Annotated in this window: 16 protein-coding genes; 7 read left to right on the forward strand and 9 right to left on the reverse strand. The window is 61.0% G+C overall.

Going from position 1 to position 13055, the window contains the following annotated elements; all coding sequences use genetic code 11:
• Positions 1-51: 51 nt before the first annotated feature.
• Genes MA884_RS13110 through MA884_RS13120 form a run of 3 tightly spaced genes read right to left on the reverse strand, consistent with a single transcriptional unit; the run spans position 52 to position 1166 of the window.
• On the reverse strand, positions 52-675 hold the full coding sequence (locus MA884_RS13110) for an SOS response-associated peptidase (RefSeq protein WP_047229424.1): 624 nt from the start codon (positions 673-675) through the stop codon (positions 52-54).
• A 35-nt stretch (positions 676-710) separates the two neighbouring features.
• On the reverse strand, positions 711-971 hold the full coding sequence (locus tag MA884_RS13115; RefSeq protein ID WP_014340166.1) for a putative signal transducing protein: 261 nt from the start codon (positions 969-971) through the stop codon (positions 711-713).
• A gap of 12 nt (positions 972-983) precedes the next feature.
• Positions 984-1166 carry a CPXCG motif-containing cysteine-rich protein gene (locus MA884_RS13120; protein WP_047229423.1) on the reverse strand — a complete coding sequence of 61 codons (183 nt, stop codon included), beginning with the start codon at positions 1164-1166 and terminating at the stop codon, positions 984-986.
• A gap of 139 nt (positions 1167-1305) precedes the next feature.
• Here MA884_RS13120 and MA884_RS13125 point away from each other — a divergent pair, with 139 nt between their 5' ends.
• The gene (locus MA884_RS13125) at positions 1306-2472 is read left to right on the forward strand and encodes a 1-acyl-sn-glycerol-3-phosphate acyltransferase (protein WP_256230927.1); all 1167 of its coding nucleotides are present in this window, start codon (positions 1306-1308) and stop codon (positions 2470-2472) included.
• A 91-nt stretch (positions 2473-2563) separates the two neighbouring features.
• Here the strand turns inward: MA884_RS13125 and MA884_RS13130 are convergent, their stop codons facing one another.
• Positions 2564-2845, reverse strand: coding sequence for a hypothetical protein (locus tag MA884_RS13130; protein WP_256230928.1), 282 nt, complete (start codon positions 2843-2845; stop codon positions 2564-2566).
• Between the two features lie 362 nt (positions 2846-3207).
• Here MA884_RS13130 and MA884_RS13135 point away from each other — a divergent pair, with 362 nt between their 5' ends.
• Complete coding sequence (locus MA884_RS13135) at positions 3208-3414, forward strand: hypothetical protein (protein WP_256230929.1); 207 nt, start codon at positions 3208-3210, stop codon at positions 3412-3414.
• A 130-nt stretch (positions 3415-3544) separates the two neighbouring features.
• Here MA884_RS13135 and MA884_RS13140 read toward each other — a convergent pair whose 3' ends face one another.
• The gene (locus MA884_RS13140; RefSeq protein ID WP_256230930.1) at positions 3545-4129 is read right to left on the reverse strand and encodes a YajG family lipoprotein; all 585 of its coding nucleotides are present in this window, start codon (positions 4127-4129) and stop codon (positions 3545-3547) included.
• A gap of 205 nt (positions 4130-4334) precedes the next feature.
• On the opposite strand from MA884_RS13140, the gene MA884_RS13145 reads away from it, so the two are divergent.
• Together MA884_RS13145 and mqo are read left to right on the forward strand one after the other, a co-directional pair.
• A complete protein-coding gene (locus tag MA884_RS13145) occupies positions 4335-4568 on the forward strand; it encodes a hypothetical protein (protein ID WP_256230931.1) in 234 nt (77 codons plus the stop codon).
• Positions 4569-5305: 737 nt separating this feature from the next.
• Positions 5306-6814 (forward strand): malate dehydrogenase (quinone), encoded by a 1509-nt coding sequence (gene mqo / locus MA884_RS13150; RefSeq protein WP_256230932.1) that lies wholly within the window; start codon positions 5306-5308, stop codon positions 6812-6814.
• A gap of 112 nt (positions 6815-6926) precedes the next feature.
• Here mqo and MA884_RS13155 read toward each other — a convergent pair whose 3' ends face one another.
• Positions 6927-7214, reverse strand: a complete 288-nt coding sequence (locus tag MA884_RS13155; protein ID WP_256230933.1) for a PA4642 family protein — start codon at positions 7212-7214, stop codon at positions 6927-6929.
• Positions 7215-7276: 62 nt separating this feature from the next.
• Complete coding sequence (locus MA884_RS13160; protein ID WP_256230934.1) at positions 7277-7762, reverse strand: hypothetical protein; 486 nt, start codon at positions 7760-7762, stop codon at positions 7277-7279.
• A 287-nt stretch (positions 7763-8049) separates the two neighbouring features.
• Here MA884_RS13160 and dauA point away from each other — a divergent pair, with 287 nt between their 5' ends.
• Complete coding sequence (gene dauA, locus MA884_RS13165; protein WP_256230935.1) at positions 8050-9789, forward strand: C4-dicarboxylic acid transporter DauA; 1740 nt, start codon at positions 8050-8052, stop codon at positions 9787-9789.
• 137 nt (positions 9790-9926) lie between these two features.
• Here the strand turns inward: dauA and MA884_RS13170 are convergent, their stop codons facing one another.
• Both MA884_RS13170 and MA884_RS13175 read right to left on the reverse strand, forming a co-directional pair.
• Positions 9927-10400 (reverse strand): WbuC family cupin fold metalloprotein, encoded by a 474-nt coding sequence (locus MA884_RS13170; protein WP_256230936.1) that lies wholly within the window; start codon positions 10398-10400, stop codon positions 9927-9929.
• 3 nt (positions 10401-10403) lie between these two features.
• Positions 10404-10961, reverse strand: a complete 558-nt coding sequence (locus MA884_RS13175; RefSeq protein WP_047229412.1) for a hypoxanthine-guanine phosphoribosyltransferase — start codon at positions 10959-10961, stop codon at positions 10404-10406.
• Between the two features lie 174 nt (positions 10962-11135).
• Here MA884_RS13175 and upp point away from each other — a divergent pair, with 174 nt between their 5' ends.
• Both upp and MA884_RS13185 read left to right on the forward strand, forming a co-directional pair.
• A complete protein-coding gene (gene upp / locus MA884_RS13180; RefSeq protein WP_030138594.1) occupies positions 11136-11774 on the forward strand; it encodes a uracil phosphoribosyltransferase in 639 nt (212 codons plus the stop codon).
• A 2-nt stretch (positions 11775-11776) separates the two neighbouring features.
• The gene (locus tag MA884_RS13185; RefSeq protein ID WP_256230937.1) at positions 11777-13051 is read left to right on the forward strand and encodes a uracil-xanthine permease family protein; all 1275 of its coding nucleotides are present in this window, start codon (positions 11777-11779) and stop codon (positions 13049-13051) included.
• Positions 13052-13055 lie beyond the last annotated feature (4 nt).

Below are 13055 nucleotides of genomic sequence, written 5' to 3' on the forward strand. Positions count from 1 at the left end.
TCTGTGGGAGCGAGCCTGCTCGCGATGAGGCCAGCACAGGCGCCTCAACACTCAAGCCGGGGTCAGGCACTCCGGCCCGTTGAGCTTCGGATCATTGACCATGTTCGCCAACACCCGCTCGCGCAATGCCGCCGGCTCACTGGCCAGCAAGCCTTGCAATACATGCAAGGGCGTCTCGGGATCGAGCCACAGGCGCTGGCCCTCTTCATCCAGAATCAACGGCCGGCGCTGCCCTGCCGCCGGCTGGGTGATGACCGCGGTGCTCAACCACACCTGCTCCTGCACCGGATAAGCTTCCCAGATCGCCGCGAAAAACAGCGACGAGCCCTCCCCCGGCGTCAGCCAGTACGGACGCTTGCGCGTGCCGCCGCGCCATTCATAGAAGCCGTTGGCCGGCAGCAGACAGCGGCGCAGGCGCAGGGCTTCACGGAACATGGGTTGCTCGGCCACGGTTTCGGCCCGGGCGTGGGCAGGCGTACGGGACAGGTCGGTCAGCCATGGCGGCGTAAGGCCCCAGCGGGCCCGGGCCAGTTCGCGCTGCCCCTCAGCACCGGCGCGCAGCATCAATACCGAATCGTTGGGCGAAATATTCCATTGGGCCTTCTGGTCGGCGGGAAAGCCGGGCAAGGCCGCAAAGGCAGGGTTCCAGCGAAACAGGGCATAACGTCCACACATGGGGCAACACGACTCTTGATCAAACGGTCGTCAGCCTAACAGACCAATGTGCCGGGGTAACTGTCCGGTTCATCGCCGGGCAATGGCAGCGCGGCATTGTAGGCGGCGATCAGTTCCCTGGCGTATTGCGCCTGGTCGTCCTCCACCGCCAGCCCCAGCAGGCCGTACATCGGCAACTCGCCAGCACCGCCCACCAGATCACGGCCCACCAGGTGCGCCGTGATGCCTTCGCTGGCGAGCATGCCCTGGAGCAGCTCACCTTCCATCAGGTTTTCCAGCTCGTAGATTCGCTGCATGGACGTCCCCCATCATTCGTTTTCACTGAAGACTTCCAGATGCCATTCTTCATCGTGCACCTGCAGGACAAACGTTATCGGTCGGCAACAGACCTGACAGTCCTCGATATAGGTCTGATCGCCGCCGGACAGGTCCACCAACGTTTCCACTTCCTCACCACAATACGGACATTCATACGGAGCGGTTTCCAGCATCGCGGTCTCCCAGGTGACTTGTGCGTATAATCGCCGGTCTGTTTGCAGGGCTATTTTTGTCTGGCTTATCTTCCAGGCCGTGCCCTGTCGGTTTTTCGATCGAACCTTTACTTACCCTAGCCGTTTCCTACAAGAGAGCATGATGGGCGAATTCGATGCCATCCGACCTTATGACGACAGCGAAGTCCCAGCGGTGCTGGCGCGGCTGCTCGGCGACAAGGCGTTTCTAGATATCCTCACCCACTTCCGCTTCCCACGCCTGGCCGGGGCTTTCGGCTGGATGCTCAAGCCTCTTATAGCGCAAAGGTTGCGTCGTGAGTTCGCCGGTGTGACATCGGTCGCCACTTTGCAGGACAAGGTGGAGTTCTATGTCGACCACACGATTGAGCGCGCCACCGATGGTGTGACCTACACCGGGGTGGAGCAATTCAAATCCGGCAGCGCGTACCTGTTCATCGCCAACCACCGCGACATCGTGATGGATCCCGCGTTCGTCAACTACGCCGTGTACCACGCAGGGCTGCCGACCCCGCGCATCGCCATCGGTGATAACTTGCTGCAAAAGCCCTTTGTCAGCGATCTGATGCGCCTGAACAAAAGCTTTATCGTGCACCGGTCCATCACGGGGCGACGGGAAAAAATGGCCGCGTACCAGTTGCTCTCGGCGTACATCAATCACTCGATCCGCAACGACTGCGCCTCGATCTGGATTGCCCAGGCCGAGGGCCGGGCCAAGGACGGTGACGACCGCACCGAATCGGCGATCCTCAAGATGTTCCACATGAGCCGCAAGGACGAACCGTTCGGCGAGGTCATCCAGTCGCTGAACCTCACACCAGTGTCCATCAGCTACGAATACGACCCGTGCGACCAGGCCAAGGCCCGCGAGCTGTACATCCGCGCCACCACCGGCACCTACACCAAGGTACCGGGCGAGGACGACGTGAGCATCGCCAAGGGCATAACCGGCTACAAGGGCCGGGTCCACGTGAACTTCGCCGCGCCGATCACCGAGCTGTTCGAGGACACCAAGCAACTGGCCCAGGAAATGGACCGGCAGATTCTCGGCGGCTACCGCCTGTTCCCGGTGCATTACCTGGCTTACGCCCAATGGGCCGACGCCGACCCGCAGTTGCAGGTGCCGACAGCGGCCCAGGTATTCGGCGCCGACGAACTGGCCAAGGCCCAGGAAGAATGGCAACGCCGGCTGGACGCTTGCCCGCCTGAGCACCGGCCGTTCCTGGTGCTGCAATATGCGACGCCGGTGCGCAATCAGTATCGGGTCAAGGCAGGGTTGGCGCTTTAAGCGCCACCAGTCAAAAAGATCGAAGCCTTCGGCGGTTCCATGGATCGATGTTCATCTTGGAGCTGCCGAAGGCTGCGATCTTTTTTATCCATCAGAACTGTGTGCTGACCCACGACACCAGCAGTGCCAGTCCCAGGCAGGCAAAACCGAAACGGTAGAAAAACCGGTTCATGCGCTGGGTCGCCAGGTCGAGCAAGGCTTCGAATCGCTCCTCACCGTCACCTTTACGCGCCTCAAGACAGGCCCGCGCCCGTTGTTCACGGCGGCGCGTGGCATGCAGCACCCAGCCGCCGGGGCAGGCAAACAACAAGGCGAGCAGGTTGATCAGTTTGGCGGGGTGAGCAGCGAATAACGAAAACAAATGCAGCGACATCACAAACCTCAAGCAATAGACGGACAGGACGCGCCCGAAACCTACGAACGGTGCGAATTCTACCGAAAGCTCCCTCGCCTACTGCACTTTTTCCGACCAATAACGATGCACTTGCCCTGCAATGCCATGTTCCTTTGTGGCGAGGGAGCTTGCTCCCGCTGGGGTGCGAAGCGCCCCCAATGAAGCTGAGGCAATCAACCTGAGACACCGCAGCGACACGTTTGGGGCTGCTGTGCAGCCCAGCGGGAGCAAGCTCCCTCGCCACAGGATCCGCCAGCAAGCCTCGGGTTAATTTTTCACGTCACGGTTCCGTCATCTGGATAGGCCACCCTGTCGCCCTTCAAACCTGCCCGGAACCCACCATGCTCCACGCCGAAAACCAGGATCGTCTCTATCTCATCAACCCGAGCGACGAGCAACAGAACCTCGTCGGCAGCCTGTCTTTCAACGTGCAGGACCGGCATTGGCTGGTGTATTGCGCCCTCGGCGGCCACCAACACGCCGACCTGCCCGAGGCAGACCTGTTGACCGGAATCAGTGTGCTGGAGTTGTATTCAGAGGCTGCATGAAGGTTTCTTGCTTGCAAAAAAACCTGTGGGAGCGAGCCTGCTCGCGATAGCGGAGTGTCAGTCACCTCAATATTGACTGATCCGCCATCGCGAGCAGGCTCGCTCCCACAGGGGGCACGGGACGTATTACTTACTCAGCCAGCACCTGACCGATGCTCGGGTCCTTGAACAGGCGTGTCAGGGCGTCGCTCAACACGTCGCTGACCAGCTTGGTGTTGGTGTCCTGGTTAGGCGCCATACCGAAACGCTGGTCCAGCGAAGCACCATAACGACCGCTGTAGCGACGATTGGCGTTCTGCACCTCGGAACGGAAGGTCGCGCCGATGGTGGCTTCGGTCACATACATGCCTTCCTTGGGCGACTGGTACTTGAGCTCGGCCAGGGTAACGGTCAGTTGCGGTGCATTCATCGCGTTGGCAGTGGGGGTGAAGCCCAGCAAACGCACCGCCGCTTCGGCCTGGGCCTGCAGCTTGGGCAGGATCTGCTCACCCTGCACCGTGATCACGCTGGTTTCCGGGTACAGCCCGCCGCGAGTGCCGAGGGTCGGCGACGGGCGACCGTCCACCACCCGCACCACCACCGGCTGACCGCGTCCTACAGGCGCCAGCTGGGCGTTGAGCTTGGGCTCCGGGTTAAGTTGTTGCGGGCTGTGGGCGCAGCCGACGAGGGCCAGACTGGTCACAGCGATCAAACCGAACAACAGGCGTTGCAACATGCTCTTCTCTCCAGAATCGGGCACAAACAGGCCCGCAGTATAGCGGTGCGCCATGGCGCTGAACTAGCGCTGCACGATGAATACTCAAATGTCTGACACGGCGTGGGAAAACCGGCTCTTGTCATGGCATTGTCATGATCCTTACACCGGCGTGTCATGGCCCCCTGTCAGCCTTGTCACAAGCTCTCCGACACGGTGTCCGACCATGCGTTTTCTCATTTCCCTGTTCACCCCGCGCCCACAGCACCGCTGCTTCGCCTTGCTGGACCGCGACGGTCGTTGCCAGGCATTCAAGCAATGCAGCCTGCAGCCCATGGGCGAAGGTTGGGTGGAAATCGAAGAGATCCGTCTGAACTGGCTGCACCAGCCATTGCCCGCCAGCGCCCGCGTGCAAACCCTTGGCCCTCGCCCACGCAACCGTCAACTGTTGGCCGTCTGACCGGAAGGCTAATAAAAGTCATTAAACACGACCATTTCCCTGCGTTTCTTCGATACAATCTGCCCCCGATTATAAGGACGTCTCCTGATCGGGCCTCGCAACACCGCTAATGCGCTTGTATTGGCACCTCGCACCGCCCACAGAGAGCCGCCCACACAGATCGAGTGAAGCTGGCGCGCTTGCTGTTCTTCAAGCAAACCACCGCTTTTCGCGAATCTGCAGAGCTGTCATTACGCTCGGTCACTGAGCTGTCTGCCCGTTTTGCCTGTCATGTATTACATGGGGGCAAACCAAACCGGGCGCGGTGCCAGGCTGGGACAGCCCTTTTTTGAGGTTCACGTCTTCAAAAGAGCGTGAAAAAACGGGTTTTCACAACTTCACGAGAGTGTGGCGAGCAAATGAATAGTTTTGCGTCTGAACAAGCACCATTAGCGTCTGAAACAGCCCAACGACACAGGACCGCCTATCGTTCAAGAACCGGCGCCTGAAGCCTGTCCGCTACGGATTTGGTTGCACGAACGGATGTCTCGGCCATAAGTCGAATTGCCTGCCCGGCGCTTAAATGAGTTCATGGGACTCTGAGGCCAGGCTGCATGCATCCGCAGTAGTTGCGAAAAATTGCGAAGATTCGGACATGGCGATCCTGGCCATGGGTACCTGGGGCGCAACTGACCTGCCCCGCCACTCCTGGCCGCCATGCCGACAATTTGGTGCTGCAGATTTTGGAGACGCGTTAAATGGCGCATAACGAAGCAGTCGACGTAGTTCTGGTAGGGGCCGGCATCATGAGTGCCACCCTGGCCGTGCTGCTCAAGGAACTCGACCCCGCGATCTCGCTGGAAGTCGTCGAGTTGATGGATTCCGGTGCCGCGGAGAGTTCCAACCCGTGGAACAACGCCGGCACCGGCCACGCCGGGCTGTGTGAGCTGAACTACACGCCCCAGGCAGACGATGGCAGTGTCGACATCAAGAAAGCCGTGCACATCAACACCCAGTTCGAGGTGTCGAAGCAGTTCTGGACGTACCTGACCAAAAAAGGCACGTTCGGCTCATCCAAATCCTTCATTGCCCCCGTCCCGCACCTGAGCTTCGTGCAGGGTGAAAAAGGCGTGTCGTTCCTGAAAAAGCGCTTTGAACTGATGCATCGGCATCATGCCTTCGCTGACATGGAATACACCGAGGACAAGGCCCTGATGGCCGAGTGGATGCCGCTGATGATGCCGGGCCGGCCAACTGACGAAGTCATCGCCGCCACCCGTGTCATGAATGGCACCGACGTCAACTTCGGCGCCCTGACCAATCAGTTGCTCAAGCACCTGACCAGCGCACCGGACACCCAGGTCAAGTATTGCAAGCGCGTCACCGACCTCAAGCGCAATGGCACTGGCTGGACCGTCAGCATCAAGGACGTCAATTCCGGCAGCAGCCGCGAAGTCGACGCCAAATTCGTCTTCCTGGGCGCCGGTGGCGCGGCATTGCCGCTGCTGCAAGCCTCGGGCATCGAAGAAAGCAAGGGCTTCGGCGGCTTCCCGGTCAGCGGCCAGTGGCTGCGTTGCGACAACCCGGAAGTGGTCAAGCACCACCAGGCCAAGGTCTACAGCCAGGCCGCCGTGGGCTCGCCACCGATGTCCGTGCCACACCTGGACACCCGCGTGGTCGATGGCAAGAAATCGCTGCTGTTCGGGCCATACGCCGGTTTTACCACCAAGTTCCTCAAGCACGGTTCGATCATGGACCTGCCGCTGTCGGTACGCGCCGGCAACATCGGCCCGATGCTGGCCGTGGCCCGGGACAACATGGACTTGACCAAGTACCTGATCAGCGAAGTGATGCAGTCCATGGAGCAGCGCCTGGAATCCCTGCGCCGCTTCTACCCCGAGGCGAAAGCCGAGGACTGGCGCCTGGAAGTGGCCGGCCAACGGGTCCAGATCATCAAGAAAGACCCGAAGAAAGGCGGCGTCCTGCAGTTCGGCACCGAACTGGTGGCGGCCAAGGACGGCACCCTCGCCGCCCTGCTCGGCGCATCGCCAGGTGCTTCGGTGACCGTCTCGATCATGCTTGACCTGATCGAGCGCTGCTTCCCGGACAAAACCAAGGGAGAGTGGGCGAGCAAGCTCGCGGAGATCTTCCCGGCCCGGGAAAAAGTGCTGGAAACCGATGCGGCGCTGTATCGCAAGGTCAATGCGCAGAACAACATCGCGCTGGAACTGGTTGAAGAAAGCAGCGAGACGCCAAGCTTCGCTTGATTGTCCCGCATAAAAAACGCCCCGTTCTCTCTGAGAGCGGGGCGTTTTTTATGGGAGCTTTCGTGGCGAGGGAGCTTGCTCCCGCTGGCCTGCGAAGCAGGCCCCAAAAAAATCAGCCACGAGCCTTGTTGATCAACTCGACATACTCCTCAGCGTGGCGCTGATCCTGGATCAGCGCCACGAAATCGTTGCCGTGCTCATCCTTGCCATTGAGGTCATAGCCAGCCTCGACGAAAAACGCCAGGAACCGCTCGAAGTCGTCGATCCGCAGGCCACGGTAGGCCTTGATCAGTTTGTGCAGTGACGGCGAAGTGGCATCGACCGGATCGAAATTGAGGAACAGCTTGATCTGCTCATCGCCAATCTCGTCACCAATCACTTGTTTCTTGTCTTTACGCATTGCCGGGCTCCAGCTCGCACAGTTCACGGGGCGGGCAGTTTACCCCCGGCAGGCCTCGGGGCTCAACGCGGGCGTACAGCCCCAGTGTGCAGGTCGGCCCAGATATGGCCGTTGGCGTAGCTGAGGAACTGCACGTACACCGTATCGCTGCGCAGCAGATCGATCACCACCTGATACTGGGCCTGTGGATAAGACAGGGTCAGGGTCTTGCTCGCCTCGTCGAAGGCAGGCTTCTTCAGGCTTTTGCTTTCGCCGTCGAAGTTCAGGATCACCTGGTTGAGGGTAGCGTCTTTATTCAAAGGCTTGCCTTTGAGGCGTACCAGCAACGGCGATGTGACCGGTATCGGCTGCTGGTTGGACTGACGCTGATTGCCCAGCACCACCGAATACTCGGTGACTTGGAGTAATTGCTGGTGTTCGGGTTGCTCCTGACGCACCGCCAGATCATCGGGAGGCAGAAATTGACTGTGCATCGGCGCGCCAACGGCCGCCCACGACAGGCTGGACATCAACAGCAGAGCGGCGCAGCGGCGGGTCAGGACACTCATGACAGGCTCCAGGATCTTGGCCGGGCACTCTAGCATGAGCCCAGGCGGTAAAAATAACGATCCAGGTCAATACATCCGCGCGACGAGCACGGCATACTCAAGGAGCCATCAGCCCCGGCATGCCGGTGTATGCCTTTGTGGCGAGGGAGCTTGCTCCCGCTGGGTTGCGCAGCGGCCCCAAGATTTTGCGAGCGCTACGCACTCGAGCGGGAGCAAGCTCCCTCGCCACGGGTTTTGTGTTTGGCAACGTTCAGGATGTATCCCTTTCTTTCGTGCGTGGAGTACCCATGTCCTTCTCCGCCCCACCCATATTCGCCGCTTGGCGCCAGACCTGGCGCGCCGGTTACACCCTTGAGCGCCTGCGTGGCGACCTTGTGGCCGGCCTGACCGTTGGCATTATTGCCATCCCCTTGGCCATGGCCCTGGCAATCGCCGTCGGTGTCCCGCCGCAACACGGCTTGTACACGGTACTGGTGGCAGCCCCCCTGATCGCCCTCACCGGCGGCTCGCGTTTCAACGTGAGCGGGCCGACAGCGGCGTTCGTGGTGATCCTGCTGCCCATCACCCAGCAATACGGCCTGGGCGGCCTGCTGCTGTGTACGATGCTGGCGGGCATGATTCTGGTCGCGCTCGGCCTGATGCGGGCCGGACGGCTGATCCAGTACATTCCTTATCCGGTCATTCTCGGCTTTACCGCGGGAATCGGCGTGGTCATTGCCACTTTGCAGCTCAAAGACCTGCTGGGCCTGACCACTGTCGGCAACGCCGAGCATTACATCGGGCAACTGGGCGCCTTGATCACGGCGTTGCCCAGCGCTCGGCTCGGCGACGGTCTTATCGGCCTCATCTGCCTGGCAGTATTGATTGTCTGGCCGCGCTGGGTGCCCCGCATTCCGGGACATCTGGTAGCTCTGTTGGTGGGTGCCCTGCTGGGGCTGGCGCTGGAAAGCGGTGGATGGCAGATCGCGACACTGGGCGAACGTTTCAGCTACGTGGTCGACGGCATCAGTTACCCCGGCATCCCGCCATTTTTGCCGAGTTTCGACTGGCCTTGGAATCTGGCGGACAGTCAGGGCCGGCCCTTGGGACTGTCCTACGAGCTGATCCGCCAATTGCTGGCGCCTGCCTTCGCCATCGCCATGCTCGGTGCCATTGAGTCGCTGTTGTGCGCGGTGGTGGCCGACGGCATGACCGGCAGCAAACACGACCCCAACGCCGAACTGATCGGCCAAGGCCTGGGCAATCTGGTGGCGCCCCTGTTCGGCGGCATTACCGCCACGGCGGCGATTGCCCGCAGCGCCACTAATGTGCGCAGCGGTGCGTCTTCACCCCTGGCGGCGATCATTCACAGCCTCGTGGTGCTGGTGGCGATTGTGCTGTTGGCGCCGTTGTTCAGCTATCTGCCCATGGCAGCGCTGGCGGCGTTGCTGGTGATGGTGGCCTGGAACATGAGCGAAGCCGGACACGTGCTACACACCTTACGTATCGCCCCCCGCAGTGACGTGCTGGTGCTAATCACCTGTCTGAGCCTGACCGTACTGTTCGACATGGTCCTGGCCGTCGCCGTCGGCCTGCTGCTGGCGGCCGGGCTGTTCATCAAACGCATGAGCGAACTGACGGACACCGCCGAACTGCCACGCCATTTCCATCAGGCCTTGCTGGAAATGCCCGAGCACGTTCGCTGCTACGCAATCCGCGGACCGCTGTTCTTCGGTGCGGCAGAAAAAGCCCTGGATGTGCTGCGCAAATTCGATCCGGGCGTTCGAGTGGTGGTGGTGGAAATGAGCGCCGTGCCGATGCTGGACATGACTGCGCTGGCGGCTTTTGAAAGTATCCTCAAGGACTACCGCAAACAGGGCATCGGCCTGATTCTGGTGGCAACCGCGCCACGGGTACGCCTGAAGTTGCGCCGCGCCGGCATCCATCGCGAGCAGCGCCAACTGGCATATGTGCGGACCCTGGAGCAGGCACGGATCAAAAGCGCGCAGTGGCTGGCCGGTAACGCGGCTCACTCGAGGCTGGCCTGATTGATCTGTGGCCACGGAGCTTTTGTGGCGAGGGAGCTTGCTCCCGCTTGGGTGCGTAGCATCCACCTGCAACTGGGGCTGCTGCGCAACCCAGCGGGAGCAAGCTCCCTCGCCACAGAAACCTCGTTAACGCAACGTCAGTCGAACTGAGCGCGCATCCAGGCCTGGTACTGCGCCACGCCGCTCTCGCCTTCGCGCGGCGCCCAGTGGGCCAATTCACCGTCGCCTACCGGGCGGTAAGGCCCGGCCTTGCACTCGAACATCATGCTGTCGGCGTCCAGTACCACTAAACCGTGGTACACGCCGGCCGGCAGGTCGACACCCAGACAATCGCCACCGGCCTGCAGGATGCGCTTGTCCACCACCGTCCCGGCTTCATCAAAGATCAACACACCGAGTCGACCCTTGAGTACCAACAAGGTTTCAGCCTTGTCGGCACTCAGATGGCGATGAGGCGGGATGTAGGTCGATGGTTGCAAGCCCACCGCCATGCGATGGCAAGGCTCGTCCATCTGATGAAAATTATGGTGTTGCCGCCCGCGAGGACTGGCCGTGGCTTTCTCGGCCAATTCGTTGAACAGCGCTTGGTCCAGAAAGCCCGGTCGGTTCATCGATTACATTCCTTTGACGGCGAAAATACCGTTGGCGTTGCGCCAGTAACCTTTGTAATCCATGCCGTAGCCAAAGATGTAACGGTCAATGCACGGCAGGCCAACGAAATCGGCTTTCAGGTCCGGACGGGCTTTGCGGTCGTGGTCCTTGTCGATCAGCACGGCGGTGTGCACGGCGCGGGCACCAGCGTGTTTGCAGAAGTCGATGATGGCGCCCAGGGTGTGACCTTCGTCGAGGATGTCGTCGATGATCAGCACATCACGGTCGATGAACGAAACTTCCGGCTTGGCTTTCCAGAACAGGTCGCCGCCGCTGGTTTCGTTGCGATAACGGGTGGCGTGCAGGTAGGACGCTTCCAGCGGGAAGTTCAGGTAGGTCAGCAACTTGCCGGAGAAAATCAGCCCGCCGTTCATGACGCAGAACACCACCGGATTGGAGTCGGCCAATTGATCGTTGATTTGCGCACCGACACGGGCGATGGCCGCTTCGACTTCGGCTTCGGTGTACAGGCAGTCAGCCTCTCGCATGATTTGACGGATATGCTCGAGATCAGCGGACATGGCGCTCTCCAGGGGGGTGGGGGCAGGGACGGGTTCGGAAAAGCGGGCAAAGGTACGCATCCCGCCCGGCCAGATCAAGCGTTTGTGGACTAACGTTCTGTATTGTCTATAGGACAACACCCTCGGATAGATTAATCTAGGCCGGTTTTTTTGCCCGCCGCCGGAGCCTTCCCCATGCCCATCCTCGAGATCCGCCACCCGCTGATCAGACATAAACTCGGCCTGATGCGCCGCGCCGACATTAGCACGAAGAACTTCCGCGAACTTGCCCAGGAAGTCGGTGCACTGCTCACCTACGAAGCCACCAAGGACCTGCCGCTGGAGTCCTATGAAATCGACGGCTGGGCTGGCACGGTCCAGGTGGAAAAAATCGCCGGCAAGAAAATCACCGTGGTGCCGATCCTGCGTGCTGGCATCGGCATGCTCGAAGGCGTGCTGAGCCTGATCCCGGGCGCCAAGGTCAGCGCCGTGGGCGTGGCCCGCAACGAGCAGACCCTGCAGGCTCACACCTACCTGGAAAAACTGGTGCCGGAAATCGACGAGCGCCTGGCAATGATCATCGATCCGATGCTCGCCACCGGCAGTTCCATGGTCGCCACCATCGACCTGCTGAAAAAAGCCGGTTGCCGGGACATCCGCGCCATGGTGCTGGTCGCCGCCCCCGAAGGCATCAAGGCGGTGGAAGACGCCCACCCCGACGTCACCATCTACACCGCTTCGATCGACCAGAAACTCAACGAGCACGGCTATATCATCCCGGGCCTGGGCGATGCCGGCGACAAGATCTTCGGCACCAAGCAGAAGGACGCTTGAGCATGCAGGATGAGTTCAACGATCCGCTCTGGCGCCAGGTGTTATCCGGCGCGCAGATGCTGTTCGTCGCCTTCGGCGCGCTGGTACTGATGCCATTGATCACCGGGCTGGACCCGAACGTAGCGCTGTTCACGGCGGGCCTGGGGACGATTCTGTTCCAGATCGTCACCGGGCGTCAGGTGCCGGTGTTCCTGGCATCGAGCTTTGCCTTTATCACGCCGATCATTCTCGCCAAGGGCCAGTTCGGCCTGGCGGCGACCATGGGCGGTGTGATGGCGGCCGGTTTCGTGTACACCTTTCTGGGCCTGGCGGTGAAGGTCAAGGGCACTGGATTTATCGACCGCTTGCTGCCACCGGTGGTGATTGGACCGGTGATCATTTCCATTGGCCTGGCCATGGCACCGATTGCCGCCAACATGGCCATGGGCAAGGCCGGCGACGGCACCGAACTGATTGCCTACCAGACGGCGATGCTGATCTCGATGCCGGCGCTGCTCACCACCCTGATCGTCGCGGTGTTCGGTAAAGGCATTTTCCGCCTGGTACCGATCATTTCCGGCGTGCTGGTGGGCTTTGCCATGGCGTTTTATTTTGGCGTGGTGGACACCGCCAAAATCGCCGCCGCGCCATGGTTCGCCTTGCCGAACTTCACCGCGCCGGAGTTCAACTGGCAGGCAATCCTGTTCATCTTGCCGGTGGCTCTGGCGCCGGCCATCGAGCACATCGGCGGGGTCATCGCCGTGGGTAGCGTGACCGGTCGCGACTACCTGAAAAAACCCGGCCTGCACCGCACTCTGCTCGGCGATGGCATCGCCACCACCGCCGCCGGCCTGTTCGGCGGCCCGCCCAACACCACCTACGCCGAGGTCACTGGCGCGGTGATGCTGACCAAAAACTACAACCCGAAAATCATGACCTGGGCGGCGATCTTCGCCATCAGCCTGGCGTTCATCGGCAAATTCGGCGCGCTGCTGCAAAGCATCCCAGTGCCCGTGATGGGCGGGATCCTGTGCCTGTTGTTCGGTTCGATCGCGGCGGTGGGCATGAACACGCTGATCCGCCACAAGATCGACTTGGGCGAAGCGCGCAACCTGGTGATCGTTTCGGTGACGCTGGTGTTTGGTATCGGCGGTGTGCTGGTAGGCACCGGCACCGGCCCGGACGATTTCGGCCTCAAAGGCATCGCGCTGTGCGCGGTGGTGGCAATCGCCCTGAACCTGATCCTGCCGGGCAATGACAGCTGGAAGCACAAGAAGGCGGAGGAACCGCTGCTGTAAATAA

Source organism: Pseudomonas sp. Q11, assembly GCF_024494355.1.
GTDB classification, from domain to species: Bacteria; Pseudomonadota; Gammaproteobacteria; order Pseudomonadales; family Pseudomonadaceae; genus Aquipseudomonas; species Aquipseudomonas hefeiensis.